At 67.1% G+C, this 25563-nt stretch carries 30 protein-coding genes; 12 read left to right on the plus strand and 18 right to left on the minus strand.

All coding sequences use genetic code 11. The features are described from left to right. The first annotated feature begins 341 nt into the window (after positions 1 to 341). The 3 genes from ATE62_RS13475 to ATE62_RS13485 all read left to right on the plus strand — a co-directional run bounded on the left by ATE62_RS13475 (position 342) and on the right by ATE62_RS13485 (position 2639). Positions 342 to 644, plus strand: coding sequence for a UrcA family protein (locus ATE62_RS13475; protein ID WP_058809208.1), 303 nt, complete (start codon positions 342 to 344; stop codon positions 642 to 644). A 21-nt stretch (positions 645 to 665) separates the two neighbouring features. Then, positions 666 to 1742: an AraC family transcriptional regulator gene (locus tag ATE62_RS13480; protein WP_058809209.1), complete on the plus strand. Its 1077-nt coding sequence runs from the start codon at positions 666 to 668 to the stop codon at positions 1740 to 1742. Between the two features lie 75 nt (positions 1743 to 1817). After that, positions 1818 to 2639, plus strand: coding sequence for a sterol desaturase family protein (locus ATE62_RS13485; protein WP_082662807.1), 822 nt, complete (start codon positions 1818 to 1820; stop codon positions 2637 to 2639). A 125-nt stretch (positions 2640 to 2764) separates the two neighbouring features. Here the strand turns inward: ATE62_RS13485 and ATE62_RS13490 are convergent, their stop codons facing one another. Next, entirely contained in the window at positions 2765 to 3406 is a 642-nt protein-coding gene (locus ATE62_RS13490) for a GNAT family N-acetyltransferase (protein WP_058809210.1), read from the minus strand. Between the two features lie 90 nt (positions 3407 to 3496). Between ATE62_RS13490 and ATE62_RS13495 the strand changes: the two genes are divergently transcribed. From ATE62_RS13495 to ATE62_RS13510, 4 genes are all read left to right on the plus strand, one after another. Continuing rightward, positions 3497 to 3931: a TIGR01244 family sulfur transferase gene (locus ATE62_RS13495; RefSeq protein ID WP_058809211.1), complete on the plus strand. Its 435-nt coding sequence runs from the start codon at positions 3497 to 3499 to the stop codon at positions 3929 to 3931. After that, a complete protein-coding gene (locus tag ATE62_RS13500; protein WP_058809212.1) occupies positions 3928 to 4335 on the plus strand; it encodes a hypothetical protein in 408 nt (135 codons plus the stop codon). Before ATE62_RS13495 ends, ATE62_RS13500 begins: the two co-directional genes overlap by 4 nt. Next, complete coding sequence (locus ATE62_RS13505) at positions 4328 to 5242, plus strand: sterol desaturase family protein (RefSeq protein WP_058809213.1); 915 nt, start codon at positions 4328 to 4330, stop codon at positions 5240 to 5242. The genes ATE62_RS13500 and ATE62_RS13505 overlap by 8 nt, the downstream gene beginning before the upstream one ends. Before the next feature lie 166 nt (positions 5243 to 5408). Continuing rightward, positions 5409 to 6995: a GMC family oxidoreductase gene (locus ATE62_RS13510; protein ID WP_058809214.1), complete on the plus strand. Its 1587-nt coding sequence runs from the start codon at positions 5409 to 5411 to the stop codon at positions 6993 to 6995. 74 nt (positions 6996 to 7069) lie between these two features. On the opposite strand, the gene ATE62_RS13515 is transcribed toward ATE62_RS13510, so the two are convergent. After that, on the minus strand, positions 7070 to 7609 hold the full coding sequence (locus tag ATE62_RS13515; protein WP_082662808.1) for a winged helix-turn-helix transcriptional regulator: 540 nt from the start codon (positions 7607 to 7609) through the stop codon (positions 7070 to 7072). A gap of 78 nt (positions 7610 to 7687) precedes the next feature. Between ATE62_RS13515 and ATE62_RS13520 the strand changes: the two genes are divergently transcribed. Both ATE62_RS13520 and ATE62_RS13525 read left to right on the plus strand, forming a co-directional pair. Further along, positions 7688 to 8062 (plus strand): VOC family protein, encoded by a 375-nt coding sequence (locus tag ATE62_RS13520; protein ID WP_058809216.1) that lies wholly within the window; start codon positions 7688 to 7690, stop codon positions 8060 to 8062. After that, positions 8059 to 8550: a hypothetical protein gene (locus ATE62_RS13525; protein ID WP_058809217.1), complete on the plus strand. Its 492-nt coding sequence runs from the start codon at positions 8059 to 8061 to the stop codon at positions 8548 to 8550. The genes ATE62_RS13520 and ATE62_RS13525 overlap by 4 nt, the downstream gene beginning before the upstream one ends. A gap of 218 nt (positions 8551 to 8768) precedes the next feature. On the opposite strand, the gene ATE62_RS13530 is transcribed toward ATE62_RS13525, so the two are convergent. The 14 genes from ATE62_RS13530 to ATE62_RS13595 all read right to left on the minus strand — a co-directional run bounded on the left by ATE62_RS13530 (position 8769) and on the right by ATE62_RS13595 (position 21297). Next, complete coding sequence (locus tag ATE62_RS13530; protein WP_058809218.1) at positions 8769 to 11138, minus strand: TonB-dependent receptor; 2370 nt, start codon at positions 11136 to 11138, stop codon at positions 8769 to 8771. Between the two features lie 387 nt (positions 11139 to 11525). After that, a complete protein-coding gene (locus tag ATE62_RS13535) occupies positions 11526 to 12986 on the minus strand; it encodes an ammonium transporter (protein WP_058809219.1) in 1461 nt (486 codons plus the stop codon). Between the two features lie 17 nt (positions 12987 to 13003). After that, entirely contained in the window at positions 13004 to 13342 is a 339-nt protein-coding gene (locus ATE62_RS13540; RefSeq protein WP_003043080.1) for a P-II family nitrogen regulator, read from the minus strand. Between the two features lie 283 nt (positions 13343 to 13625). Beyond that, positions 13626 to 14324, minus strand: coding sequence for an endonuclease/exonuclease/phosphatase family protein (locus ATE62_RS13545; protein ID WP_058809220.1), 699 nt, complete (start codon positions 14322 to 14324; stop codon positions 13626 to 13628). 71 nt (positions 14325 to 14395) lie between these two features. Beyond that, the gene (locus tag ATE62_RS13550) at positions 14396 to 14608 is read right to left on the minus strand and encodes a putative signal transducing protein (protein WP_058809221.1); all 213 of its coding nucleotides are present in this window, start codon (positions 14606 to 14608) and stop codon (positions 14396 to 14398) included. Next, on the minus strand, positions 14608 to 15186 hold the full coding sequence (locus ATE62_RS13555) for a pyridoxamine 5'-phosphate oxidase family protein (protein WP_058809222.1): 579 nt from the start codon (positions 15184 to 15186) through the stop codon (positions 14608 to 14610). The genes ATE62_RS13550 and ATE62_RS13555 overlap by 1 nt, the downstream gene beginning before the upstream one ends. Before the next feature lie 34 nt (positions 15187 to 15220). After that, positions 15221 to 15793, minus strand: a complete 573-nt coding sequence (locus ATE62_RS13560; RefSeq protein ID WP_058809223.1) for a DUF924 family protein — start codon at positions 15791 to 15793, stop codon at positions 15221 to 15223. A 78-nt stretch (positions 15794 to 15871) separates the two neighbouring features. Further along, on the minus strand, positions 15872 to 16270 hold the full coding sequence (locus ATE62_RS13565; RefSeq protein WP_058809224.1) for a hypothetical protein: 399 nt from the start codon (positions 16268 to 16270) through the stop codon (positions 15872 to 15874). A gap of 98 nt (positions 16271 to 16368) precedes the next feature. Continuing rightward, positions 16369 to 17577, minus strand: a complete 1209-nt coding sequence (locus ATE62_RS13570; RefSeq protein ID WP_058809226.1) for a hypothetical protein — start codon at positions 17575 to 17577, stop codon at positions 16369 to 16371. A 116-nt stretch (positions 17578 to 17693) separates the two neighbouring features. Continuing rightward, the gene (locus ATE62_RS13575) at positions 17694 to 18038 is read right to left on the minus strand and encodes a hypothetical protein (protein WP_058809227.1); all 345 of its coding nucleotides are present in this window, start codon (positions 18036 to 18038) and stop codon (positions 17694 to 17696) included. 3 nt (positions 18039 to 18041) lie between these two features. After that, on the minus strand, positions 18042 to 19469 hold the full coding sequence (tldD, locus tag ATE62_RS13580; RefSeq protein ID WP_058809229.1) for a metalloprotease TldD: 1428 nt from the start codon (positions 19467 to 19469) through the stop codon (positions 18042 to 18044). A 250-nt stretch (positions 19470 to 19719) separates the two neighbouring features. Further along, positions 19720 to 20232 (minus strand): DUF4402 domain-containing protein, encoded by a 513-nt coding sequence (locus tag ATE62_RS13585; RefSeq protein WP_058809230.1) that lies wholly within the window; start codon positions 20230 to 20232, stop codon positions 19720 to 19722. Between the two features lie 159 nt (positions 20233 to 20391). Next, positions 20392 to 20589: a zinc-finger domain-containing protein gene (locus ATE62_RS13590; RefSeq protein ID WP_058809232.1), complete on the minus strand. Its 198-nt coding sequence runs from the start codon at positions 20587 to 20589 to the stop codon at positions 20392 to 20394. 147 nt (positions 20590 to 20736) lie between these two features. Further along, a complete protein-coding gene (locus ATE62_RS13595) occupies positions 20737 to 21297 on the minus strand; it encodes a DUF4402 domain-containing protein (protein WP_058809234.1) in 561 nt (186 codons plus the stop codon). Between the two features lie 111 nt (positions 21298 to 21408). Between ATE62_RS13595 and ATE62_RS13600 the strand changes: the two genes are divergently transcribed. From ATE62_RS13600 to ATE62_RS13610, 3 genes are all read left to right on the plus strand, one after another. Then, positions 21409 to 22332 carry an ABC transporter ATP-binding protein gene (locus tag ATE62_RS13600; protein WP_058809243.1) on the plus strand — a complete coding sequence of 308 codons (924 nt, stop codon included), beginning with the start codon at positions 21409 to 21411 and terminating at the stop codon, positions 22330 to 22332. 98 nt (positions 22333 to 22430) lie between these two features. Beyond that, positions 22431 to 24017, plus strand: a complete 1587-nt coding sequence (gene nadB / locus ATE62_RS13605) for an L-aspartate oxidase (protein WP_058809236.1) — start codon at positions 22431 to 22433, stop codon at positions 24015 to 24017. Continuing rightward, positions 24017 to 24790: an AAA family ATPase gene (locus tag ATE62_RS13610; protein WP_058818534.1), complete on the plus strand. Its 774-nt coding sequence runs from the start codon at positions 24017 to 24019 to the stop codon at positions 24788 to 24790. The genes nadB and ATE62_RS13610 overlap by 1 nt, the downstream gene beginning before the upstream one ends. Before the next feature lie 3 nt (positions 24791 to 24793). Here ATE62_RS13610 and ATE62_RS13615 read toward each other — a convergent pair whose 3' ends face one another. Next, positions 24794 to 25039, minus strand: coding sequence for a GlsB/YeaQ/YmgE family stress response membrane protein (locus ATE62_RS13615; RefSeq protein ID WP_058810606.1), 246 nt, complete (start codon positions 25037 to 25039; stop codon positions 24794 to 24796). A 110-nt stretch (positions 25040 to 25149) separates the two neighbouring features. After that, the gene (locus ATE62_RS13620; protein WP_058810607.1) at positions 25150 to 25533 is read right to left on the minus strand and encodes a GxxExxY protein; all 384 of its coding nucleotides are present in this window, start codon (positions 25531 to 25533) and stop codon (positions 25150 to 25152) included. Between the last annotated feature and the right edge of the window lie 30 nt (positions 25534 to 25563).

Genomic DNA, 25563 nt, shown 5'->3' on the forward strand with positions numbered 1-25563 from the left:
GCGTGCGCCGACGCTCGCGGCGGCTTGTCGCCGCAGGCGACCTTCAAAAAGGCGCTTCGCGCGGGTTCTGGCGCGTCGGGCCGTGGCGTCGACCGCCCTCTTTGTGTCTTCGTGTGAGTCCTTTTTTCCTTCTCTTTGCGCCTTCGCGCCTTTGCGTGAGACAAAAAAGAACCGGCCTCGCCGCACCGGCCAACAGCCGATCGACAAACCCGCACCCGCCGATTCCGAAACGGGCTAGCCGATTTCCAAACCCGCCGCGATTTGCGGCGCGCCCTGCTGCACCTCCTCCCCATCGGCGCTCTCCCCTCTTGTCCGGCGCCGGTGATCGAAGGAGCAAGACCATGAAATATACGATCCTCACCAGCCTGTTCGTCGCCGCGGCAACGCTGTCCCCTATGGCGCTCGCCGCCGAGCCCACCGCGACGCTGCGGATCGATCTGACCGGCATCGACCTCGCCACCCCGCGCGGGGCCGAGGCGGCAGAGCGGCGGATCGACCGCGCGGTCGCGGCCTTTTGCCGCAACGATGTCGAGCATCTGAGCTTCGGCGCCCGCCGCGCCGCGCGCTTATGCCGCGAGAGCGTCCAGCGCGACGCGCTCGCGCAGCTCGACAGCCGCCGGACGCAGCAACTGGCGGCGCGCTGAGACCTGCGTTAGCAGGCGGCGATGGCGATGCTCGACCTTTTCGATGCGCTGATTCGCGGCGGCGGCATAGCGTTGTTCCTGCTGTGGATCGCGCTCCTGTGGCGCGACCACCGCGCGGTCGCGGCGGCGCGCGTCGCGATCGCGATGAACGTCACGATCATCGCCTACCTCCTGTCGGGCTTGTTCAAGCCGCACGGCACGGGGCAATATCCGTACATCGTCTTCGACATGCTGTCGGTGATGGTCCCGGCGCTGTTCTGGCTGTTCGCGCGGCTGTGGTTCGACGACCGCGCGCAGATCGGCTGGCGCAGCTGGTGTCCGGTGCTCGCCTTCGCCGCGCTGCCGCTCGCGCAGGCGGGGCTGATCGCGGCGACCGGGCGTTACAGCTGGGAAATCTGGGCGGTCGTGCGCATCGGCATGTTCGGCTTCGCGCTCGCGGGCATGTGGATCGCGTGGCGCGGGCGGACGACCGATCTTGTGGAAGCGCGGCGCGGGTTCCGGCTAGGGCTGATATGCGCGATCGGTGGTTTCATCCTGCTCGTGACCTTCGTCGAGATGTTCCACAACCGGCAGGACGGCCACGAGGTCTGGCGCGCGGTGACGCTCGCCGCGATCTTCGTGGCGACCTTCGTCGTGTCGATCACCCTTTACCGCTTCCGGTCCGCCGAGCTGTTCGCCGCGCCCGATGCGACGGCCCCGCCCGAGCGGTCGCGCCCGCCCGCGGCGCCGTCGTCGCTCGCGCAGCGGCTGATCGCGCTGATGGCCGAGGAGCGCGCGTACCGCGCCGAGGGCTTTTCGATCGCGATGCTTGCCGCCCGGCTCGGCGAGCCCGAATATCGCGTGCGCCGCGCGATCAACGGCGAGATGGGGTTTCGCAACTTCACGGCTTTCCTGAACGGCTTTCGCCTCGACGAGGTACGCGCCGCGCTCGCCGATGCCGCGCAGCGCGAGGTGCCGATCCTGACGATCGCGCTCGACGCGGGCTTCGGCTCGCTCGGCCCGTTCAACCGCGCCTTCCGCGACGCCGAGCGCATGACGCCGAGCGAATATCGTCAAGAAGCATTGGCGCGACGCCTCGCCGATTCCGGAATCGGCTAGCCATATTTGGACAGCGGGGAGCGCGCGGGGCTGCGGCGTGCTGAGGAGCGGCCTCCGATCCAGCAGGACGCCCCGATGCTCGACGCCTTTCCTCCCCTCGCCAATCTGGTCCACAAGGGGCCCATCGTCTTCGCCTTCGACTTCGGGCGCTATTTCGTCGCCGCGGCGCTGGTGACCGCGGTCGTCTGGGTGCTGCGCCGCACGCGCCTTCGCACCCGCAAGATCCAGCCGCGCGAGGCCGGAATGGCCGACCGGCGGCGCGAGGTGGCGCAGTCGGTGCAGACCGTCGGGGTCTATACGTTCGTGTCGGCCTTCATCATCTGGGGCGTCGATGCCGGGGTGCTGCACCGCTTCGAGGGCAGCTATGGCTGGGCGGGCGACCTCGCGCTGCTCGGTGCGATCATCCTTGCCCATGACGCCTATTTTTATTGGGTGCACCGCGCGATGCACCATCCGGCCTTGTTCAGGACCTTCCACCGCGCGCATCATCGCTCGATCACCCCGACCCCCTGGGCGGCGTACAGCTTCGCGATCCCAGAGGCGTTCGTGATGATCGCCTTCGTGCCGATCTGGCTGTTCTTCGTGCCCACCCCGGGCTGGGTGATGCTGACCTGGATCCTGTTCCAGATATTGCGCAACGCGATGGGGCACGCGGGCTTCGAGCTCCATCCGCGCTGGTGGCTGTCGACGCCGCTTACAAGCTGGATCAACACCACGACGCACCACGACCTCCACCACAGCGGCGGCTTCAACAAGAATTACGGCCTCTATTTCACCTGGTGGGACAAATGGATGGGGACCGAGCATCCGAAATATGCCGAGCGTTTCACCGAGGTCGTGGCCGGCGACCGCGAGGCGGCCGCAGACACCTCGCGGCCCGCACCGGTCGCCGCTTGAACCGGATCCGCCTTCCCGGGCGAGGGGTTCGGGGAGAGCGGTGTGGGGCGCCCCGCGCAAGGGCGCCCCGCCGTCACGGAGCCCGGGAGTGCCGATCGCATTCCCGGGCTCTTGCGCCTTTTGATCTAGGAAGGACCATGCCCGGGCGGCGAGATGACCGAGACGATGTCGCTGCGCAGCGACCAGCCAAGCCTTTGATAGAGCGCCTTGCCGTCGGCGGTCGCGACGAGCAGCGATTCGGTGACCCCGCGGCCCGACGCGCGGCGGCCGAGCTGGGCCATGATCGCCGAACCGAGCCCGCGGCGGCCGAACTGCGCTTCGGTCACGATCTGATCGTAGACGGCCGTGGCCCCATCGATGCCGATAACGCCGCGCGCGGCGAGCGTCCCGTCGCTATCGCGCGCCACCGCCTCGATCCGGTCGCCGCTTTCGTCGACCTCGATCGCGAACCCCGGCGTCGGCCGAGCCGCCGGTATGTCGGCGCCGCTTGCCATCAGCCACATCGGGTCGCGCGCCTGCCAAAGCGGCGGAACGAGCGGAAGAATCGCTGCGCGCGGGGCGGCGATGTCGACATAGATGGCGGGCGCCGCGACCGCGGCGAAGGCCGCGGCGACGCTTTCGCCCGACGTGTCGCCAAGGATCAGTCGCCCGGCCTGATCGGGCTTGCCGGGTTCGAACCACAGGCCGGCTGCGAGGGTCGCGCCCACGGGCCGGGCATATCCGCGCGCTGCGCAATAGCCGAAGGCCCATTTGAAATGATCGTCCATCGGGTCGTCATAGGCGAAGCGCGGCGCAAGGAAAGCGCTGACGCAGCTTCGCGCTTGTCAGTGGGCGCAGGGCGAGAGTAGATCGGCGCCATGAGCGATTTTCGAACCCTGTCCGCCGGCTATAGCGTCGCCCCGCAAGTCAGCATCGAGGATATCGCCGAGGCCAAGGCGCAGGGCTTCGCGATGGTCGTCAACAACCGTCCCGATGGCGAGGAGCCCTCGGCGCCGCAGGGCGACGAAATCGCGCACGCCGCGGCGGCCGAGGGGCTGGCCTATGCCGCGATCCCGGTCGGCCATGCGGGCTTCAGCCATCCGCAGCTCGACGCGCTCGACGCGGTGCTTGCAGGCGCGACCGGGCCGGTGCTCGCTTATTGCCGCTCGGGCACGCGCTCGACGCACCTCTGGGCGCTGGCGCGCGCGCGCGCGGGCGACGATGTCGACGGCATCGTCGATGCCGCGGCGAAGGCGGGGTACGACCTGACCGGCCTGCGCCCGATGATGGACGCACTTTCGGGGGAACAATGACGCTAGCGGATATTATCCAGCTCGGCGCATCGCTCGCGGCGGTGTTCTTCGTCGCCTGGCTGGTCGGGAAATTGGGGCTCGGCGCCGATCCGCGGATCGAGGATGCGAGCCACGCGATCCGCCTCGCCGAAGAGGCCGAGGCGGGGTTTCGCGGCACCGACGTCGCGCGCGACCGCGCGGGCTTCGCGGCGATCGTGCGCAATGCCGAGGGGCGGATGATGCTGGTGCGCGCGCACGGCAATCATTTCGCGGCGCGGCCGGTCGACCGCCAGACGATGGCGCGGCTCGACAAGGATTTTCTGACCCTGACCCCGCCCGAGCGGACCTTCGGCGCGGTGACGCTGCAGCTCGGCAAGGAGGCCGGGGTCTGGGCGGCGCGGATGCGGGAGATTCCGAATGGATAAATTGCCCGATCCGGTCACTTACGCGATCCCGGCCTTCATCCTGCTGTTGATCGCCGAGATGATCGTCGCGTTGCGGCGGGACCGGAGCCGCTATCAGGCGCGCGATACACTGACCTCGTTGATGCTCGGCACCGGCAGCCAGGTCGCCAGCGCGCTCGTCGGCGGGACGGTCGTCGCGATGGCGGTGTGGCTGCATCAATATCGCCTGTTCGATATCGGCATCGACTTCCGGACATGGTGGTGGGCGTGGATCCTCTGCTTCTTCCTCGACGATCTCGCTTATTATGTCTTCCACCGCAGCGCACACCGCGTCCGCTGGTTCTGGGCGAGCCATGTCATCCACCACAGCTCGCAGCATTATAATCTCTCGACCGCACTCCGGCAGACCTGGACCGGTTTCATCAGCATCGCTTTCATCTTCCGCCTGCCGCTCTTCCTGATCGGCTTTCCGCCCGCGATGGTCTTCTTTTGCGCGGGGCTGAACCTGATCTACCAATTCTGGATCCATACCGAGGCGATCAGACGGCTGCCGCGCTGGTTCGAGGCGGTGATGAACACCCCCTCGCACCACCGCGTGCATCACGGCGTGAACCCGCGCTATCTCGACGCCAATTATGCCGGCGTGTTCATCATCTGGGACAAGATGTTCGGCAGCTTCGTCGCCGAGCGCGACGACGAGCCGGTGCGCTACGGCATCGTCAAGCAGCTCGGCAGCTTCAACATTTTGTGGGCCGCGGTCCACGAATGGGTCGGCATCGCGAAGGATGTCTGGCACGCGCCGTGGCGGCACAAGCTCTCCTATATCTGGCGCGAACCCGGCTGGAGCCACGATGGCAGCCGCGCGACGAGCGCGACGATCAAGGAACGCTGGGCCGCGGGACGGCCGGCCGAGGAAGCGGCGGAGTAATCCTCTTCGTCACCCCGGGCTTGACCCGGGGTCCCGCTTTTTTACCGTTGCCGAGCGGGACCCCGGGTCAAGCCCGGGGTGACCGTATTGGGCCTTGCTTCGCTCTCTAATGACATTCATGTAAGCACCCATATGACCACCGCTCGGGTGGCGAGGGGAGCGGTATATGGATGCGTTCGACATCATCGTCATCGGCGGCGGCAGCGCGGGGAGCGCGGCAGCGGGGCGGCTCGCCGAGGATGGCCGACGGACGGTGTGCCTGGTCGAGGCGGGCGGGACGAACGACATCGTCCGCGTCAAGACCCCCGGCTTCATGCCCTTCATCCCCAAGGCGTCGAACTATCGGTACGACACGCTCCCGCAAAAGGGGCTGAACGGGCGCATCGGATACCAGCCGCGCGGGCGCGGGCTCGGCGGGTCGAGCGCGATCAACGCGATGGTCTATATCCGCGGCCACGCCTTCGACTACGACCAGTGGGAGGCGCTCGGCGCCACCGGCTGGAGCTATGCCGACGTGCTGCCCTATTTCAAGCGCAGCGAGGGTAACGAGCGCGGCGCCGATTATTTCCACGGCAGCGACGGGCCGCTGAATGTCATGGACCAGCGCTGGCCCAATGTGACGAGCCGGCGCTTCGTCGAGAGCGCGGCGGCGCTGCAACTGCCGCGCACCGCGGATTTCAACGGCGCGAACCAGGAGGGTTTCGGCTTCTATCAGGTGACGCAGAAGGCGGGCGAGCGCTGGTCGGCGGCGCGCGCCTATGTCGAGCCGCTGCGCGCGCACGGCAATTTCACGGTGCGGACCAAGGCGCTGGTCGAGAAGATCCTGGTCGAGGACGGCCGCGCGACCGGGGTGGTGATCCGCCGCGGGGGCAGCCGCGAGACGCTGCGTGCGCGCGGCGGAGTGATACTGTCGGCGGGGGCCTTCGGCTCGCCGCAGATCCTGATGCTGTCGGGGATCGGGCCCGCGGCGCATCTCAAGGAGCAGGGCGTCGCCGTCGTCGCCGACCGCGCCGGGGTGGGCGCCGATTTGCAGGACCATATCGACTATGTGTCGAGCTGGGAGACGCGCTCGACCGATCCCTTCGGCGATAGCCTGGGCGGCACGTGGCGGATGGTGAAGGCGATCTTCGAGCATCGCACCCAGCGCACGGGGATCATGACCACCTGCTTCGCCGAGGCGGGGGGCTTCTGGAAATCGCACCCCGACCTGCCCGCGCCCGACATCCAATATCATTTCGTGCCCGCGATGCTCGAGGATCATGGGCGGGCGAAGGTCAAGGGACACGGCTTTTCGTGCCACGCCTGCGTGCTCAGGCCCGAGAGCCGCGGGTCGGTGCGGCTGGCGTCGTCCGATGCCGGTGCGGCCCCGGCGATCGACCCGGGCTTCCTGACCGACGAGCGCGACATGGCGACGCTCCGGGCTGGCGTCCGCATGATGCACCGCATCGCCGCGGCGCCGCCGCTCAGCGACTATGCCGGGGTCGACCGGCATCCGGTGGACCTCGCCGACGATGCCGCGCTCGACGCGCTGATCCGCAGCCGCGCCGACACCGTCTATCATCCCGTGGGCACGTGCCGGATGGGCAGCGACGATGCGGCAGTCGTCGATCCGACGCTGAAGGCGAGGGGCATCGACGGGCTGTGGGTCGCCGATGCGAGCATCATGCCGCGGCTGGTGTCGGGGAATACGAACGCGCCGAGCATCATGATCGGCGAAAGGGCGGCGGATTTCGTGAAGGCGGCTTTGGCCTGACCGATCCCCGGCGAAAGCCGGGGCCCATGACCGGTGGCGCTGCGTATCTGGGCCCCAGCTTTCGCCGGGGAACACTATACGCACGCCTCCGCCAGTATCCTTCCGCTCCCCGTCAGCCCGTAGAGGCTGCTCGGCGGCCGCGAGTCGACCACCTCGCGCATCACCAGCCCGTGCCGGCCCAGCGCCGCCAGCCCTTGCGACAGCGCGCGCGGGGTGGCGGGCGCGAGCAGCCGCGACAGCGCGTTGAAACGGTCGTGCCCCGCGCCGATTCCCGCGACCAGCGGCAGCCCCCAGCGCGTCGCGGCGCCGGGGGGCAGGCCGACCGCCGCCTGCGCCGCGGCGATCGTCGCGGCGCGCAGCGCGGCGGTGTGGCCCGCTTCGGTGAGGATATATTCGGGGCGCAGCGGATGGCCGTGACCGGGGTTGCGCCGGACCCAGCCCTGCGCCGCCGCGGCGTCGAGCGTGCGCGCCAGGCTGTCGCGCGAAAGCTGCAACCGGTTCACCAGCTCGACGAAGCGCGCGCCGCGATGCGCCGCGAGGTCGGCGAGCAGGGGCACGAGCCAGCGGTGGCTGGTGAGCTGCGCGAGCAACGGATCGGGAGCGCTTGACGGCATTTGCCAGTAACTATACAAACCGGACTATCGAAGCAAGCGGATTGGGGTTTGGGCTCCGGCCGAAGAGGGAGGAATGGCATGGCGTTGAAGATCGGATCCGAACTCACCTGTTCGATGGGGGTCAAGGACATGGACGCCTCGATCGCCTGGTACGAGCGGGTGATGCTGTGCACCCTGCTCTACCGCGTCGACGAGATCCGCTGGTGCGAGATGGCGACGCCGATGAAGGGGGTGAACATCGGGTTCAGCGAGGTCGAGAACGTCGTGCAGGGCGGCGGCGCGACCAATGTGTTCGAGGTCGAGGATATCGAGGCGGCCAAGGCGCATCTCGACGCCGAAGGCGTGCGGCAGGACGGCGATATCCAGCATATCCCGGGGCTGGTGAAGCTGCTGACCTTCTACGACCCCGACGGCAACAGCTTCATGTTCTCGCAGTCCGAGATGGCGGCATGACGCTGCTCTGGTGGGCGGCGGCCGCACTGGTCGCGCCCGCCGCCCCGGCCGCTCCCGCCGAGGCGCCGTCGCTCGCCGCGTGGCACGGGCAGTGGATCGGCGAGGGGCGGGCGTTCGACAAGCCCGCGACAGCGACGCTCGATATCGCGCCCGGCGCGGGCGGCGTCACCACGCTGGCCTACCGTCTGACGATCGCCGGCGAGCCGCCGGTGGCCTATTCGGCCGACGCGACCTATGCCTTCGACGCGAAGGGGCGGCTACGTGGGACATGGGCCGACAGCTATGGCCGTAAGCGTGCCGTCGCGGGCGGCATGGATGGTGCAACATGGTGGACGCATTGGGGCAGCGCCGATGTCGAGATCGGGCGCTCGACCTATGTACTGGGCGCGGACGGCACGCTGACGGTCAGCGATTCGGTGCTGCAGGCGGACGGCGGCTGGCGCGTTTTTGCTGCGCTGCAATATCGCCGGAAATCCGGGGAAAGTTGAGCGGGTTTTTGTGCGGGCTTATGCTGCGCACAAAAAAAGAGGGCCGGGACTTGCGTCCCGGCCCAGCCTTTCAGGCTCTCCCCTCCTGAAACTCTTGACGGCTGAATGCCATATTAATGTCATCATGAAAAGGCCTAAATTTGCATCACCACTGCCTATTTTTCGGGCAGCAAAAAGGGCGGGTTCCGGCCATTGGGACCCGCCCCTTTTTGTGCGCGTCAGAAGCTCTGGCGCGCGGTGATGCCGAAGGTGCGCGGCTGGCCGACGGTGTAGCCGAGGCGCGCGCGCCCGCCGCGTTCGCGGTCGAACGAGAGCAGGGCGTTTTCGTCGAACAGATTGTTCACATAGACGACCAGCGACAGCCCGCTGTCGAAATCGACCCCGGCGCTGAGGTTGACGAGCTGGTAGCTCGGCAGTTCGAGATCGACCGTCGTCGAGGCATTCGCCGGCGCCCCGCCGAAGGGCAGGCCGTGGACGAAGGTGCGCGGGTCGATTTCCTGGTCCGCCGGCTGGGTGAAGCGCGTGCCGACATGCTGGACCGAGCCCGAGACATACATGCTCGCGCCGTCGCCCATCGCCCATTCGTAGCTGCCCGAGGCCGACAGCTGGATCTTGGGCACCGACGGCAGGCGGTTGCCTTCGCGGATGCCGGTCGGGATCGTCAGCGGCGCGGGCAGCGTCGTGTCGAACTCGGCCTCGATCAAGCTGCCCGACAGGTTGAAGTCGAGCCCGTCGGCGGGCTGGAAGCCGGCCTCGATCTCGATCCCCATCGAATGCGCCTTGGGCACGTTGAAGACGATGCGCGACGAGCAGGTGCCGGCGTCGAGCGTGACCTGCAGGTTGCGGATGTCGTTGTAGAAGGCGGCGGCGTTGAAGGTGACCCCGCGGCCCTGCGCCTTCATCCCGAGCTCGTAGTTCCACAGCGATTCGTCGTCATAGCTCTGGAAACCGCCGAACAGCGCCGCGTCGCTCGGCGAGCAGAGCGGCAGGTTGAGCGGATCGTTGACCCCGCCGAGGCGGAAGCCCTTCGACGCCTGCGCATTGATCGTGACGTCGTCGCTCGCCTCGTAGGACAGCAGGAAGCGCGGGGTGAAGCCGCTCGACTTGGTGCTGTCGGTGCGGTCGTCGCCGTTCGAGAACAGCCCGCCCGAGGTGAAGCTGCGCGTTTCCTTGAAGTCGTAATAGCGCCCGCCCGCGGTCGCGGTGAAGGCATCGCTGATGTCGTAGCTGACCTCGCCGAACACCGCGAACTGCTTGATGTCGTACGGCAGGAAGGCGTTGTACGGCGAGTTGGGGCCGAAGCCGTTGGCGACCGCCGCCGAGGTCCCGGCGCCGAGCGTCGCGTCGGTGACGGCGTCGTAGCCGGGGGTCGGCAGCGTCTGCGAATAGACGCGGTCGATCTTCGAATAGAAGGCGCCGAGCACCCACTGGAACGGGCTGTCGTTGTCCGATGCGATGCGAAGTTCCTGCGTCCAGGTCTCGAGATCGGTGGTGTCGACGAGGTTCGACGGCAGCAGCACGCCCGCGGTCGGGAAGCCGAGGTCGACCGAGACCGAGCCGGTGAGCGCGCTCGCGTCGCGGCTGACCAGGATGTCGCGGTTGATATAGCTGGTCACCGAGGTCAGCTTGGCGCCGCCGAGGCCGACATCGATCTTGAGGTCGGCGATCAGCGTCTCGTCCTCGAACGCCTCGCGCAGCAGCAGATACTGCTCGCGCTCGTCGTAGATCACCTGCGGCCGCGTCGTGGTGAAGCGGTTGCCGTAGAGGTTGTAGACCTCCTGCCGGTTGAAGCCGTCGGCGGTGACCTTCTGATAGACGACGCGCGGGGTGATCGACAGATTGTCGCTCGGCTCGAAGGTCAGCGCGAGGCGGCCGCCATAGCGTTCGCCGCTGTTGACGTCGTCGCCGCCCGCCGGTCCGACCGCGTTAATGAAGCCGCCGTAGCGCGTGTAATAGCCGACCGCGCGGATCGCGGCGGTGTCGCCGAGCGGCAGGTTGATCGCGCCCTTCAGATGGCCGCCGATGTCGTCGCCGTCGACGAGGTTCAGGTTCGCCTCGACGCTGCCTTCGGTCGTGCCGAGCTTGGGCTGGTTGGTGATGTAGCGGATCGTGCCGCCGACCGAACCCGAGCCGAAGAGCGTGCCCTGCGGGCCGCGCAGCGTTTCGACGCGGTTGAGGTCGTAAAGGTCGATGTCGGGGGTGAAGAGCGAGAGCGAGATCACGCTTTCGTCGAGATAGACGCCGACCTGTTCCTTGACCCCCGGCTGGTCGCGCACGACCTGGCCCGCGGACACGCCGCGCACCGACACCTGGCTCTGCCCGGGCCCGAGATTCTGGACCGAGAGGCCCGCGACGTTGCGCGACAGATCCTCGAGCGTCACGGCGCCCGATTTCTGGATATCCTCGGCGGTCTGGGCGTTGATCGAGAAGGGGACGTCCTGGATATTGGCGTCGCGCTTCGTCGCGGTGACGATGATGATGTTGCCGTCGTCTTCCTCGGCGGCGGCGTCCTGCGCAAAGGCGGGCGTGCCAATAGCGGCCAGCGCGAGCGTCGAAAGCCCGGCCAGCAGCGTCGTGCGAGCATGCATGATTCTTCTCCTCACAAGGTACGCGGGGCTATGTTGCCCCGTCGTTGCGGCGAGAGGAGTGCGCCTGTTGTCACAAATGCGCAATGGGGTCCGAATCGCGCGTAACAAAATGTCGGCGCGCTGTTGCATTGCTGCCACATACCAAATCGGCCGTGGGCGGTACGGTCGGAAACGAAAAAGAGGCCCGGGACATGCCTCGGCCCGTGGCCGTCCCGGCCACAATCTCAAAAAAAGAGGCCGGGATAAACCCCGGCCCGTGGCCGTCCCGGCCACAATCTCAAAAAAGAGGCCGGGGATAAACCCCGGCCAGTGGTTCGCAGGAGGAACCCGGTTTGGACCCCGCCGCCATTTTGGAGAGGAGAGAGCGGCGGCGGGTGTCCAGTCTCGTCACATATTATAGGCGCGCTCGCCGTGCTCTGCGAGGTCGAGCCCTTCCTGCTCGACGTCCTTCGACGGGCGCAGGCCGATGGTGTATTTGAGCGCGAGGAACAGCACCGCGCTGACGATGCCGGTCCACACGATGGTGGTGCCGACCGCCCAGAGCTGGGTCATCACCTGCCCCGCGAGGTCGAACTCGCCGGCCTTGGCGACAGGCGCGGTATAGTCGATCCAGCCCTGGCCGCCCCACGCGGGGTTGGCGACGAAGCCGGTGCCGATCGCGCCGACGATGCCGCCGACCGCGTGGATGCCGAACACGTCGAGCGAGTCGTCATATTTCAGTTTCTTCTTCACCGTGGTGACGAAGAAGAAGCAGACCAGCGAGGCGACCGCGCCGAGGATGATGGCGGTGCCGGGGTGGGCGAAGCCCGCCGCCGGGGTGATCGCGACCAGACCGGTGACGACGCCCGAGGCGGCACCCAGCAGCGACGGCTTCTTGTGCACGACCTGCTCGATGATCGCCCAGGCCGCACCCGCCGCCGCCGTGGCGACCAGCGTGTTGATGAAGGCCAGCGCGCCGAAGGCATTGGCTTCGAGGCCCGAGCCGGCGTTGAAGCCGAACCAGCCGATCCACAGCAAGGAGGCACCGATCATCGTCATGACCAGATTGTGCGGCGGCATGGGTTCGGTGTTGTAGCCGAGGCGCGGACCGATCACGATGCAGCCGACCAGGCCGGCGATGCCCGCATTGATGTGGACGACGGTGCCGCCGGCGAAGTCGAGCGCGCCCCAGCCCCACAGCAGGCCCGTGTCGGTCGGCGCGGCGTGCAGGAAGTCCGGGCCCGCCCAGTACCACACCATGTGCGCGATCGGGAAATAGGCGAGCGTCAGCCACAGCACCGTGAAGATGATCAGCGGGGTGAACTTCACGCGCTCCGCAAACGCCCCGACGATCAGCGCCGGCGTGATGCAGGCGAAGGTCATCTGGAAGATCACGAAGACATATTCGGGCAGATACACGCCGTTCGAGAAGGTCGCGGCGAAGGTGTTGACGTCGACGCCCGCGAGGAACGCCTTGTCGAGCCCGCCGAACAGCGAGGGGAAGGGCGTGCCGGTCGAGGTGAAGGCCATCGAATAGCCCCAGCTGAACCAGACGAGCGCCGCGACGCAGACGATCGTCAGCACCTGCATCAGCACCGAGAGCATGTTCTTGGCGCGGACGAGGCCGCCGTAGAAGAGCGCCAGCGCGGGGACCGACATCATCAGCACCAGCGCCGAGGCGACGAGCATCCACGCGACGTCGCCCTTGTTGACCATTTCGGCGGTCGGCACGAACGGGGCGGGCGGTGCCGCTTCGGCGGCCGGGGCCGCGGCGGCGGTCGCCGCGTCCTGCGCCCAGACGGGCAGCGCGGCGAAGAGCGCGAGGCCCGCGGCCCCGGCTCCCGCCGCAATCTTGTTTGCGAAGTTCATTGCTTCCCCCTTTATCATTACAGCGCCGCTTCGCCGGTCTCGCCGGTGCGGATGCGCACGGCCTGACCGACGTCGAGGACAAAAATCTTGCCGTCGCCGATCGACCCGGTTCCGGCGCTCTGCTGCAGCGTTTCGACGACCCGCGGTGCGAGCGCATCGTCGCAGACGAGCTCGATCTTCACCTTCGGCACCATGTTGGTGGCATATTCCGCGCCGCGGTAGATTTCGGTTTGGCCCTTTTGCCGGCCGAAGCCCTTGACTTCGGTCACGGTCATTCCGGCGATGCCCAGCCCGGTGAGGGCTTCGCGCACCTCGTCGAGCTTGAACGGTTTGATGATAGCCAGGATCAGCTTCATGACGCCCCCTTTTGCTTATTGGCAGATGTTGCAGTGCAACAGCCGTGCCAGATTGCGCGGGCGCGGGATAAGTTAACATTTTGTGACGGAATCGGGCGGGTGGACGACCGATTGAGTCAGTCTATTGGGCAGGCGAGGCAAGGTCGTGCCTGTTTTTTGGGCAAAAGCCGTCGCCCCCGCGAAGGCGGGGGCCGCTGTCGGCCTTTTGCAATGTCTTCGCGTAAACGGGTCGCGGCCGTGTCGGGAGGCACGTGACTCCCGGCACCCTCCGCGGGAGCGACGGTTATTGTTCCGCCCGCTCGAACCGCGCCCAGATCGGCAGATGGTCCGACGCCCTTGCCGCGAGCGCGCTGCGGTGCACCCCGGCCTCGACCGCTTTCAGGTCGGGCGAGGCGAAGATGCGGTCGAGCTTGGCGACCGGCCGGCGGCTGTGGAAGCTGTGGCCGGTGTCGACCAGCCGGTGTCGCTCGCCGAAATCGTGGAGGCAGCCGCCCTGGTTGCGCCACTCGTTGCAGTCGCCCATCAGGATCGTCGGCAATTCCTCGCCCGCGGCGACGTGGTTCAGGATCGCGCGCGCCTGCTGGCGGCGGCGGAGCCCCGAAATGTCGAGATGCATGCCGACGACGCGGAGCCGCGTGTCGCCGATGCGGATGGTCGCCGCGACCGCGCCCCTCGGTTCGAGCGTCGGCAGGTGCAGCGCGTGGCTTTCCTCGATCTCGGCGCCTTTCCGGACCAGCAGCGCATTGCCGTGCCAGCCGATGCTGTGCGGGCGGCCGTCGAGCGCGACGGGCACATAATCGCTATGCTCGTCGAACATGTGCGGCGGGATCGCGCTGGCGCGCGCGCCGAAACGGCGGTCGGCCTCCTGCAAGGCGACGATATCGGCGTCGAGCTCGCCCAGCACCGACAGCACCCGCCCGGGGTCGCGACGCCGGTCGAGCCCGATGCCCTTGCGCATATTATAGCTGGCGACCTTGATCATGGCGGGGGAGCAGCTGGCCTTCTGTCTTGTTCTACTGGGTTAGGACGAACGGGGGGCAGGTTGGGTTGCGTTTACGGCGCCCCGAACTCCGCCAGCAAGGCCTGCGCCTCGGCCAGATCCTCGTCGAGCACCATCACCCGCACCGGGATCAGCAGCCCGACGCTCTCGGCAATATTCATGCCCGCGTCGAAGCACACCGCGTGCACGCCTGCGCTTTCGAGCCGGCCGCGCAGCAGTTCGGCCTTGGCGCCATTGGGCAGCCGCACCAGTTCGACGAGCGCCATCAGGACGATGTCTTGGCGGCTTCGCCGGCGACAAAGCGGTCGGTCGGGCGCGTCGGCAGGCCGTCGATGCTCTTCGTGCGCCCCTGGAACTTCTCGACCCACAGCACGGGATCGGCCTGGCGATGATATTTCTGCAGCGTGTCGCGCTCGTGGCTGAGTTCCATCATCGGCACGCCCCAGCCGCAGCTCGTCTGCACGCTCTCGACGTCGATCACGAAGATCTGGCGCGTGCCGGGCAGCAAGGTGAAAGGCGCCGCGACCGCGTCCCAGTCGGCATCCTGCGGCAGCACCGCGCGCCCGCGGCCGTAGATGCGCAGGATCAGCGCGGTGCGGTCGAAGGCGCAGAACATGATCGTGATGCGACCGTCGGCCGCGAGATGCGCGTGCGTCTCGTTGCCCGATCCGCCGAAGTCGAGATAGGCGACCTGGCTCTCCGAAAGCACGCGGAAGGTATCGGCATAGCCCTTGGGCGACAGGTTGATCCGGCCCTCGTCGGCGGCGGTGGCGGTGAAGAAGATCGGCTGCTTTTCGATGAAGGCGATATGCTTGTCGGTCAGCGTGTCGGTGAATTCGGCCATGGTCTTGCGCTCCGCGTCGGTCCGCGCCGCTCTATCACCATTGGCTGCCCTCTTCTATCGCCGCCTGCTCCTCGGGGCGCGTCGCGCGGCCGAGCGCGGCGTTGCGATGCGGGAAGCGGCCGAAGCGGTCGATCATGTCGAAATGCTTCCGCGCATAGTCGGCGAACAGGGGATCGGCGAGCTGGCCCATCAGCCGCAGCGATTCGCGCTGGTCGGCGATATCCTCGCTATGCTCGAAGGGCAGGTAGGCGAATTGCCGCCGCTCGTCGGGCCAGTCCCGGTCCCAGCCCTGGGCGACGATCCCGCGCGCGATGGCGCGCGCCAGGCTGTCGGTCGCGAAGGCGTCGGCGTAGCCGCGGTGGACGTTGCGCGGCACCTGGTCGAACAGGATCGCCGCGGCGAGTGCGGTGTCGGGATCGGCGAGGAAGGTCTCGGCGGGCTGTGATCGAAGAGCGTCGTGCCAGTCGGCGGCGAGGCCCCGTACATCGGCGTCGAATTCGGGCCCGCCGCCGTACCAGTCGTCCATGCCATGCGCATCGAACCAGAAGGTCAGGAGCTGCGCCGGCCAGTCGGCGGGCGGGACGGGGGTTTGGCTATCTTGGGTCATAGCGCACAGCGAAGCAATCCGGCGCGCTTCACGCAACCCCGGATCGCTTCGCCGAACGCATAAGCGGGACGGCCTGGCTTACTCGGCCTTCGCGCGGCGATACGGCACGAACTCGCCCAGCGAGACGAAGCCCGCATACATATGGCTCGAGCGGTCGCGCAGCTGGACGGTGTCGATGCTGCACAGCTGGCTGCCGATCGTCTTGGTGACGAGGATATCGTCGTCGTCGAGCGATTCGGCGCCGCCCTTCGGTCGGTTGACCCACAAAGTGCTGCCGGCGCGATAGACGATCGCGGTGCCGTCGATGATCGTCGAGCTGCGCGCCGAGGTCAGGTTGATGCAATTCTGCGGCTCGCCGGCGACGCGGCCCTCGAGCATCTTCTCGAGCTGCGCCTCGGGCGCCAGCTTTTCCTTGGCCGCGGCGGGCCCGGCGGCGATCGCCGCGGCGGCGATGATGGTTGCGATAAACGGACGCATGGTTCGACTCCTGTCATTCAACACACACCCTCTATCGTCGATATAGGGCGCTTCGTCTGAACGGCAACTGACTCGGACCCGCGCCCGTTGGCGCCGGTTCAGCAGGCCGCGTCGGGCAGCGGGATGCCGAGCGGGCCCTTGCATTTCTTCTTCTTCGCCGGCGCCGGCGTCTCGCTGCTGCCGCTCGACGCCCCGCCGCCGCTCATGCCGCCGAAATCGGCACCGACCATCAGCATCGTGTACGAGCGGAAACGCACCTTCGCGGTCCAGTCGATGTTCCACACACCGGTCGCGGGTTTGGGCGGATAGGAGAAATTGGCCTCGGGGCCGAAGGCATTGAGGTTGCCCATCATGAACTCGCCCGACGCCTTCTTGACTTCGGCGGGGATCTGGCACGTCGTCTGCGACGGCGGCATCACGATCTTCTTGGTGATGAGGTTCGCGACGACCGAAGGTGGCAGCCAGTCCCAGAGGCCGCCGCCGAATTCCTTGGTCGCGCTGCTCGACCACCAGATGATGTCGCCCCCCTTCTCGGCGCGGTCCATGCCGCCGATCGTCCAGGCGGCGTAGCCGGTCGCATTCTGCACCGGGTTCCAGCGGATCGTCACCGACCCGTCGGCATTGTCGCCCGTCGAGGCCTGCAGCGCGGGCATATAATCCTGCGCGAGGGTGAAGTTGATGTCGCTGCCGATGTTGCTCGCGACGCGGTGCGCGCCGAGCAGGCTGCTGTCCTTCGCAGGCAGCTTGGTCGACTTGCTATTCGGCCATTCGACATAGGATTTGCTGTTCTCGGGCGTCACTTCGCGCACCACCGGCACCGCGCTCGAGAAGAGGTTCGGCGGGATCTGCCCCGCGGCGACCTTGGCGAAATCGATGATCACCGGCTGGCCCGGCCCCGCCTTGGCGCCGCAGCCCCAATAGAGCAAAAGTCGGCCCTTCGGGCGTTCGAAGTCGGTCGGATAATCGCCGTCCTTGCGCTCGCGCCCGATCAGCGGCACCGACTTGCCGAGCTTCGCCTGCGGCAGGAAGAAGTGGTCGCCCTTGGGTGGCGGCGCGGTCGGCAGCTCGTTCGAGCCGAGGCGCAGGAACAGCTGGCGCGCGAGCGCGCTGTCGGGGCCGCCGCCGAACATCATGCTCATCGCGCCGCCCATGCCGCCTTTCCCGCCGCCCATCGCGGCGAAGCCCGACATCGTCGCGGCGTCCATCTCGTAACGTTCCTTGGGTCCCGTGCTCTTCTGCGCCGCGACGGGCGCGCTCAGCATCGCGGCGATCACCGCGACCGAGGTGAATCGAAAAGTCGTACGCATAATTCCTCCCTGCGACCGGAGGCGAACGCCCCGGCGGAAAAACTCATGCGACCCGATTCTGCTTTATGTTTGAGGCGGGTATAGGCGCACCGATGCGGCGCGCCAAGTGATGGAGGTCACAGCGCGATGACCGGGCGATCGCCACGCATTTCGGCCAGCCCGCCCAGCCAGCCTTTGCGGATGCCTTGACGGGCATAGGCGGCGCAATCGGCATTGGCGTCGATGGCCGCCTGCACCAGCGGGCGGAAACCGGGATGCGACAGGATCATCCGGTGCGCTTGGTTGATCGACACCAGAAAGACCGAGCGGACGATCTTGACCAGCTCGGGCCAGTTGTTCGGCCGTTCGACCAGCGTGTTCCACGCCTGGCGGCTGGCGAAAAGGTCGCCGACGACGTCGAAGGCCGGATCGGTCGCGCGGCGCCCGTTGTAGAAAACGACGGCCGCCTGCCAGTCGCTCATGGCTCAGGCCGTCCCGCCCACGGTCAGCCCGCCGACCAGCAAGGTCGGCTGGCCGACGCCCGCGGGGACGCTCTGGCCGCCCTTGCCGCAGACGCCGATGCCTTCGTCGAGCGCCATGTCATTGCCGATGCCGAGCACTTTGGTGAGCACGCTCGGGCCGTCGCCGATCAAGGTCGCGCCCTTGATCGAATCGCCCAGTCTGCCGTTCTCGATCTTGTACGCCTCGGTGCAGCTGAAGACGAACTTGCCCGACACGATGTCGACCTGTCCGCCGCCGAAGCTCTTGGCGAAGATGCCGTTCTTGACGCGGCTCAAGAGCTCGGCGGGATCGTCATTGCCGCCGCGCATGAAGGTATTGGTCATCCGCGGCATCGGCGCATGGGCAAAGCTTTCGCGGCGGCCGTTGCCGGTCGGCGCGACGCCCATCAGCCGGGCGTTGAGCCGGTCCTGCATATAGGCCTTGAGGATGCCGTCCTCGATCAGGATATTTTCCTGCGTCGGCGTGCCCTCGTCGTCGATGCTCAGCGAGCCGCGGCGCTGCGCAATGCTGCCGTCGTCGACCACGGTCACGCCCGGCGCGGCGACGCGCTGGCCGATGCGGCCCGAAAAGGCGCTGGTGCCCTTGCGGTTGAAATCGCCCTCGAGGCCATGCCCCACGGCTTCGTGGAGCAGCACGCCGGGCCAGCCGGGGCCGAGCAGCACGGTGAACTCGCCCGCGGGGGCGTCGACGGCGCGCAAGTTTACCAGCGCCTGGCTCAGCGCCTCGTCGATCGCGCGGTTCCACTGTTCGGGCTCGAACAGATGGTCGTACATATAACGACCGCCGAGGCCGAAATAGCCGCTCTCGCGGCGCCCGTTCTCCTCGACGACGATCGAGACGTTGAGGCGGACGAGCGGGCGGATGTCGGTCGCGAGGAAGCCGTCGGCACGGACGATTTCGACCACCGACCAGCTGCCCGCGAGCGCGACCGACACCTGGACGACGCGCGGATCGCGCGCGCGCGCGGCGGCGTCGACCTCCTGGCAGAGCGCGACCTTCTTGGCGAAGGGGATCAGGTCGAGCGGGTTCGCCTCGTCGTAAAGGTGGCGGTTGGTGCGCGTCGGCGGCCCGGCGGGCGCCTGCGCCGCAGGGTCGAGCAACGCGAGCGTCCCGGCGGCGCGGCGGATCGCGCCGGCGCTGATCTCGCTGGCGTGGGCGAAACCCGTCATCTCGCCCGACACCGCGCGCAGCCCGAAGCCCGCGTCGGTCGAATAGTCGGCGGTCTTGAGGCGCCCGTCGTCGAAGCCGAAGCTCTCGGTCGCGCGATATTGCAGATACAGCTCGCCGTCGTCGGCCTGCGCCAGCGCCTCCTGCGCGAGTTTCTGCGCGAGGTCGGGATCGAGCGCATCGGCGCGATAGAGGAAGCGGCGGGGATCGGTGGGGCTAGTCATGGGGTGGATATAGGGAGGCGCTTGTCCCTGCGCAAAGCTTCCTTGCTTGCGAGGTCCGGAAAAGGGTTTCGCGCAAAGACGCAAAGGCACGAAGAGGCTGGCGCGGGCCGCCAGGCCCATAGCTCTTCATACGGCGCGGTCGATTGCGAGGTGCAATGGGAAAGGCCGCTTCGCGGCTTACGCGATCTCTTTTGGGTCTTTGCGTCTTTGCGCGAAACATAGCGACGTCAGCTTCTAGCGCAGCGTCGGCTCAGAGATAATTCACCGTCAGCGTGAAGGTCCCGCTGTAGTCGCCCTCGGGCTGGTTCGCGGGGACGGTGAGCGTGCCGCCGATATAATAGGTCTGCACCCCGCTCGGCAGCAAAGTCGAGCCGAGCAGCGCGATGCCGCCGCCGCTGGTGCTCGCGGCGCGCACCAAAGTCGCGGTCATCGGCGTCGCGCCGCCGCCGGCGCGGGTGAGCGTGACCGAGGTGCTGCCCGACACGGTGATCAGCAACAGGCCGCCGGTGCCCTGGAACTGTGCGCGCTGGAACCCCGCGCCGACCGGAGTGGTGCCGCCGCTCGTCGTACGCGCGCCGGTGACCGCGTTGATCGTGACGGTGCCGCCGGTGGTGCCGCTGACGAGCGTGCCGAAATCGAGATCGTCGGTCTTCACCAGCGTGTTGGGCCGGACGACGGTCGCGGTGGTCGTGCCGTTGTAATCGGCCGCCTGCGCGGGTGCGCACAGCGCGGTCAGCGCTGCGGCGATGGTCAGGCCGCGCATGGCGGCCCGACTGGTGCTGGTCCCTCGAATCCCCACGATTCTGCTCCTGTCTGGCACAGACTATGCCAGCAGGGTGTGAATCGATGATGCGTCGGCGTGGTAAAGGCGGCGTTTACGCCTTGGGCCGCGGTTCAGCTCCCGTCGGCGTTCCGCCGACCATCAACCCTTGTCGGCGATCCCGCCGATCAGCACGAAGCGCCGGTCGCAATAGCCGCAGTCAGCGAAACCCTCGTCGGTGTCGATCTCGAGCCACACGCGCGGATGGCCGAGCGCGGCGTCGGCGAGGCCGTCGCCGGTGCCGTCGCAGGCGATGCGGGTCTTGGGCGTGCGGATCGTTTCGGGAGCGCTCTGGGTCATCGACCGCGCCCATAGCAAGCGCGCGGCGGCGCCGCAATCGGGACTCTCAGGCCTTTTTCCCTGCGGCTTGTGCCGCCATGACGGCACCGGCGAGCGCATCTCCCCCGAAACGCGCAAGTGGTCCCCCGGTGCCGTCTCCCCACGCGGTCAGAGATAATTGAGCGTGATCGTAAAGCTGCCGGCATAGTCGCCGGGCGCCTGGTTGGCGTTGACGTCGAGCGTCGCGCCGACCGGAAAATTATAGCTGCCGAGCGTGCTCGCGATGCGGAAGCGCGTCGGCGTCGTCGACAATATCGCGGTCGGGGTCGACCCGATCTCGAAATTGCGCACGCGCATCTGCGCCCCCGGTCCGGTGATCCAGATCTGGTTCGCGCCGAGCGAGATGCTGACCTCGCGGTTGTAGGTGCCGAGCCCCGCGAAGCGCGCGGGCTCGCCGTCCGACCCGGCCAGCGTCACCCCGCCGGTGCGCGTGCGCGATCCGTCGGGATAGAGGCGCACGGTGCCGGCACTCGTCGACGCGATGATGTCGCCGAAGTCGAGGTCGTTAACCTTGAAGAAGCTAAGGGGCCGCAGCACGATGGCTTCGGCTTCGCCCTGCGCATTGTTCTGCGCGTGCGCCGACGGGGCGGCGAACGGCGCAAAAGCGAGCGCAATGACGGCTAGGCCGCGCCGGGAAAGCGGCGGGCAAATGATGTGTCTGGTCCTCACATCTCCCCGCATAGCGCCAAGGTGACAAAATATGCTTACTCGCCATGGTAAAGATTTCCTTGCCGGAACACGGGCTTTCGCGGGCGCCTGCGCGCGGCTATGGAGGCGGCCATGACCGAAGCCGCTATTCGCATCGACGCCGTCTCCAAAACCTATGCCGGCGGCAAGCAGGCGCTCGACAATGTCAGCTTCGATGTGCCCCGCGGCCAGATCTTCGGGCTGCTCGGGCCGAACGGTGCGGGCAAGTCGACCCTGATCAACATCCTCGCGGGGCTGGTCAACAAGACCGCGGGGTCGGCGAGCATCTGGGGCTTCGACATCGACGCCGATCCGCGCAACGCCAAATATTCGATCGGCATCGTGCCGCAGGAAATCGTCTTCGATCCCTTTTTCACGCCTTTCGAGACGCTCGAGAATCAGGCGGGGCTCTACGGCGTGCCCAAGGGCAAGCGTATTTCGGACGAGTTGCTCGCCGCGGTGCATTTGAGCGACAAGCGCGACGCCTATGCGCGCACCTTGTCGGGCGGCATGAAGCGCCGCCTGCTCGTCGCCAAGGCGATGGTCCATTCGCCGCCGATCATCGTGCTCGACGAGCCGACCGCGGGGGTCGACATCGAGCTCCGCCAGCAGCTCTGGGAATATGTGCAGAGCCTCAACGACCGCGGCGTCACCGTGGTGCTCACGACGCACTATCTCGAGGAAGCCGAGCAGCTCTGCGACCGCATCGCGATCATCAACCACGGCAAGCTCATCGCGAACAAGCCGACGCGCGAGCTGGTCGACATGGCGCGCGAGAAGATCGTCGTGGTGACGCTCGACCAGGACGTCATGGTACTTCCCACTCATCCCGCCTTCGACAAGGTCGAGCGCGAGGGCGAGCGCGGGCTCGCGATCAGCTACAACAAGGACCGCATGAACGCGGGCGAGGTGCTCGCCGCGGTCAACGCCATGGGCCACGGCATCGTCGACGTCTCGACCCGCGAGGCCGATCTCGAGGACGTCTTCCTCAACCTGACGCGCGCGGCGAATGGCTAACCTCTCTTCCCCGTTCGCATCGAGCGAAGTCGAGATGCCCATCGGCGTGGCGCTGCCCTTCGGGTGTCTCGACTTCGCTCGACACGAACGGAAATTTGATGTCGGATACTAGTTCTCACGACGTCATCATCGTCGGCTCCGGCGCCGCGGGGCTGACCGCCGCGATCGCGCTCGCCGATCATTGCCGCGTGCTCGTGCTCGCCAAGGGCGAGCTCACCGGCGGCTCGACCGCCTGGGCGCAGGGCGGCATCGCCGCGGTGCTCGACGCGGGCGACACCTTCGAAAACCATATCGAGGATACGATGGTCGCGGGCGCGGGGCTCAACCGGCGCGAGACGGTCGAGTTCGTCGTCGAAAACGCCCCGGCTTCGATCGAGCGTCTGGTCGAGATGGGGGTGCCCTTCAACAAGGACAGCGATGCGCTCCACCTGACGCGCGAGGGCGGGCATTCGCACCGCCGCATCGTCCATGTCGACGACGCGACCGGCTGGGCGGTGCAGGCGGCCTTATTGAAGACCGCCGAGGCGCATCCGAACATCACCCTGCTCCCCGGGCAGGCGTGCATCGACCTGATCACCGGCCGCCACGAGGAGCGTTACTCCGGTTCGGGGCGCGTGTGGGGCGTCTATGCGCTCGACGAGAAGAGCGGCAAGGTCCGTGCGCATGTCGGCCGCGCGACGATCCTCGCGAGCGGCGGCGCGGGGCGCGTGTACCAGTTCTCGACCGCGCCCAGGGGCGCGACCGGCGACGGCGTCGCGATGGCGTGGCGCGCGGGCTGCCGCGTCTCGAACATGGAAATGATGCAGTTCCACCCGACCTGCCTCTACAATCTCGACGTCAAGAATTTCCTGATCACCGAGGCGGTGCGCGGCGAGGGCGGTATTCTCAAGCATCCCGTCACCGGGCATCGCTATATGCCCGATTATGACGCGCGCGCCGAACTCGCACCGCGCGACGTCGTGGCGCGCGCCAACGACGACCAGATCAAGCGCTACGGGCTCGACTATGTCCATCTCGACATCAGCCACCTCGACCCCGATTTCGTCGCGGGCCATTTCCCGAACATCTACGACAAGCTGCTGACGCTCGGCATCGACATGACGAAGCAGCCGATCCCGGTGGTGCCCGCGCAGCACTACACCTGCGGCGGCATCCTCATCGACCTCGATGGCCGCACCGACCTCCCCGGGCTCTACGCCGCGGGCGAATGCACCGAAAGCGGGCTGCACGGCGCCAACCGCCTCGCATCGAACTCGCTGCTCGAATGCTTCGTCTTCGGCGAGGCCGCGGCGAAGGACATCGTCGCGCGCTGGGACGCGCTCGAACCCCCGCCGCCGATCCGCGCCTGGGACGAAAGCCGCGTCACCGACAGCGACGAAGAGGTGATCATCAAGCAGAACTGGACCGAAATCCGCCGTTTCATGTGGAACTATGTCGGCATCGTGCGCACCACCAAGAGGCTGGAACGTGCGCAACACCGCATCAACATGATGACGCACGAGGTCGAGGATTATTACGGTCATTTCCGCGTCACCACCGACCTCATCGAGCTGCGCAACCTGCTCCAATGCGCCGAACTGATCGTCAGGAGCGCGCTGCACCGCAAGGAAAGCCGCGGGCTGCATTATACGCTCGACTATCCGGCGATGCTCCCCGAGCCGCGCGACACGGTGCTGGTGCCCTGATGGCGCGGCGGCCGCGCGACACCCGCCTGCCGCCGCCCTTCCTGAAACGCGTGTGGCTGCCCGAGGATGGCGACGGCGCGGTCGACTGGCCCGAGTGGGCCGAGCCCGACGATTATCCGTTCAACATGCCGCTGCTGCGCGATGGCCTCGACATCGGCTTCGAAAAGCCGGTGACGATCATCGTCGGCGAAAACGGCTCGGGCAAGTCGACTTTGCTCGAAGCGATCGCAACGATGGCGGGGTTCAACGAAGGCGGCGGCGCGCAGGGCATGGCGGCGGTCGGCGAAGGCCATGCGTCGGGCGCCGACGGCGGCGCGCTCGGGCGGGCGTTTCGCAGCGCCTGGCTGCCGCAGGTCAAGCGCGGCTGGTTCTTCCGCGCCGAAACCTTCTTTTCGGTCGCGCGCTATCTCGACGAGGCGGGGTCGCCGCGCGCGAACTTCCTCTCCGCATCGCACGGCGAAGGGTTTATCGACTTTTTCGAAGAGCGGATGAGTCAGCAAGGGCTTTATATCCTAGACGAGCCCGAAGCCGCGCTGTCGCCGCAGCGCCAGTTCGACTTCCTGAAAATCCTGCGCCGGATGCAGCGCGCGGAGAATTGCCAGGTGATCATGGCGACGCACTCGCCGATCCTGATGGCATTGCCCGACGCCGACCTGTGGCAGATCGATCCTTTTGCGATGCAGCCGACGACACTCGAGGACACCGCGCATTACCGCCTCTATCGCGAATTCATCCTCTACCCGCACGACACGGTCGAGGCGATGATCGAATAGGCGTCAGCCGCCGATGCCGAGCAGCCGCCCGACGAAGATCAGCACGATCGCCCCGACGACCGAGGCGAAGCACCCCGCCCCATGAAACTCGCGCTGCCCGCGCGAGGTGACCAGCCCCGCGAGCAGCGACCCGCCGATCCCGAGCAGGATCGTCGCGACCCACCCCATGGCGACCGCGCCGGGATAAAAGAAGCGCGCGAGCGCTCCGATGAGCAGGCCCGAAATGATGGCGCTGAGGATATTGATCATGGAGCGGTCCTTTCAGGTGGATGTTGGATGAAGCTTAGGGCCGGGAGGCAGTTTGCCAAGTCGAGGGCGTCAAATCTCACGCAAAGGCGCAAAGGCACAAAGAAAGGCGGCTAAGGGCGATGGTTGTTGACGATACGTTTGACGCCTTCCTTGAAAGTCTCGCCACCAAAGTTGATCAGGAGGCCGAGAGGCATTTCGAGCAGGCGAAGATAGGTCAGCACCTGTTTACCATGGAGCGGCGATAGCCGCTCAACGGATTTCAATTCGACGAGTAGCCGACCCTCGACCAAAAGATCGGCGCGAAATCCTTCGGGAAGCTCGACTCCGCCATAGCGGACGGGAATGGGCACTTGGCGAACAACATCAAGGCCGCGCCGGGCGAGTTGGTCCGCCATGATCGCCTCATAGACCGACTCCAGCAGTCCCGGACCCAATTCCTTATGGAGGTGGAAGCCGCAATCGACGGTTATGCTGGCCAGTGCCTCGACGTCCACCTTGCCTCCTTCTTTGTGCCTTTGCGCCTT

The organism is Sphingopyxis sp. HIX, assembly GCF_001468285.1.
Taxonomy (GTDB): Bacteria; Pseudomonadota; Alphaproteobacteria; order Sphingomonadales; family Sphingomonadaceae; genus Sphingopyxis.

Coding starts and splice junctions, on each gene's coding strand:
- ATE62_RS13475 (WP_058809208.1), top strand. CDS start 342: ATGAAATATACGATCCTCACCAGCCTGTTCGTCGCCGCGGCAACGCTG.
- ATE62_RS13480 (WP_058809209.1), top strand. CDS start 666: ATGGCGATGCTCGACCTTTTCGATGCGCTGATTCGCGGCGGCGGCATA.
- ATE62_RS13485 (WP_082662807.1), top strand. CDS start 1,818: ATGCTCGACGCCTTTCCTCCCCTCGCCAATCTGGTCCACAAGGGGCCC.
- ATE62_RS13490 (WP_058809210.1), bottom strand. CDS start 3,406: ATGGACGATCATTTCAAATGGGCCTTCGGCTATTGCGCAGCGCGCGGA.
- ATE62_RS13495 (WP_058809211.1), top strand. CDS start 3,497: ATGAGCGATTTTCGAACCCTGTCCGCCGGCTATAGCGTCGCCCCGCAA.
- ATE62_RS13500 (WP_058809212.1), top strand. CDS start 3,928: ATGACGCTAGCGGATATTATCCAGCTCGGCGCATCGCTCGCGGCGGTG.
- ATE62_RS13505 (WP_058809213.1), top strand. CDS start 4,328: ATGGATAAATTGCCCGATCCGGTCACTTACGCGATCCCGGCCTTCATC.
- ATE62_RS13510 (WP_058809214.1), top strand. CDS start 5,409: ATGGATGCGTTCGACATCATCGTCATCGGCGGCGGCAGCGCGGGGAGC.
- ATE62_RS13515 (WP_082662808.1), bottom strand. CDS start 7,609: ATGCCGTCAAGCGCTCCCGATCCGTTGCTCGCGCAGCTCACCAGCCAC.
- ATE62_RS13520 (WP_058809216.1), top strand. CDS start 7,688: ATGGCGTTGAAGATCGGATCCGAACTCACCTGTTCGATGGGGGTCAAG.
- ATE62_RS13525 (WP_058809217.1), top strand. CDS start 8,059: ATGACGCTGCTCTGGTGGGCGGCGGCCGCACTGGTCGCGCCCGCCGCC.
- ATE62_RS13530 (WP_058809218.1), bottom strand. CDS start 11,138: ATGCATGCTCGCACGACGCTGCTGGCCGGGCTTTCGACGCTCGCGCTG.
- ATE62_RS13535 (WP_058809219.1), bottom strand. CDS start 12,986: ATGAACTTCGCAAACAAGATTGCGGCGGGAGCCGGGGCCGCGGGCCTC.
- ATE62_RS13540 (WP_003043080.1), bottom strand. CDS start 13,342: ATGAAGCTGATCCTGGCTATCATCAAACCGTTCAAGCTCGACGAGGTG.
- ATE62_RS13545 (WP_058809220.1), bottom strand. CDS start 14,324: ATGATCAAGGTCGCCAGCTATAATATGCGCAAGGGCATCGGGCTCGAC.
- ATE62_RS13550 (WP_058809221.1), bottom strand. CDS start 14,608: ATGGCGCTCGTCGAACTGGTGCGGCTGCCCAATGGCGCCAAGGCCGAA.
- ATE62_RS13555 (WP_058809222.1), bottom strand. CDS start 15,186: ATGGCCGAATTCACCGACACGCTGACCGACAAGCATATCGCCTTCATC.
- ATE62_RS13560 (WP_058809223.1), bottom strand. CDS start 15,793: ATGACCCAAGATAGCCAAACCCCCGTCCCGCCCGCCGACTGGCCGGCG.
- ATE62_RS13565 (WP_058809224.1), bottom strand. CDS start 16,270: ATGCGTCCGTTTATCGCAACCATCATCGCCGCCGCGGCGATCGCCGCC.
- ATE62_RS13570 (WP_058809226.1), bottom strand. CDS start 17,577: ATGCGTACGACTTTTCGATTCACCTCGGTCGCGGTGATCGCCGCGATG.
- ATE62_RS13575 (WP_058809227.1), bottom strand. CDS start 18,038: ATGAGCGACTGGCAGGCGGCCGTCGTTTTCTACAACGGGCGCCGCGCG.
- tldD (WP_058809229.1), bottom strand. CDS start 19,469: ATGACTAGCCCCACCGATCCCCGCCGCTTCCTCTATCGCGCCGATGCG.
- ATE62_RS13585 (WP_058809230.1), bottom strand. CDS start 20,232: ATGCGCGGCCTGACCATCGCCGCAGCGCTGACCGCGCTGTGCGCACCC.
- ATE62_RS13590 (WP_058809232.1), bottom strand. CDS start 20,589: ATGACCCAGAGCGCTCCCGAAACGATCCGCACGCCCAAGACCCGCATC.
- ATE62_RS13600 (WP_058809243.1), top strand. CDS start 21,409: ATGACCGAAGCCGCTATTCGCATCGACGCCGTCTCCAAAACCTATGCC.
- nadB (WP_058809236.1), top strand. CDS start 22,431: ATGTCGGATACTAGTTCTCACGACGTCATCATCGTCGGCTCCGGCGCC.
- ATE62_RS13610 (WP_058818534.1), top strand. CDS start 24,017: ATGGCGCGGCGGCCGCGCGACACCCGCCTGCCGCCGCCCTTCCTGAAA.
- ATE62_RS13615 (WP_058810606.1), bottom strand. CDS start 25,039: ATGATCAATATCCTCAGCGCCATCATTTCGGGCCTGCTCATCGGAGCG.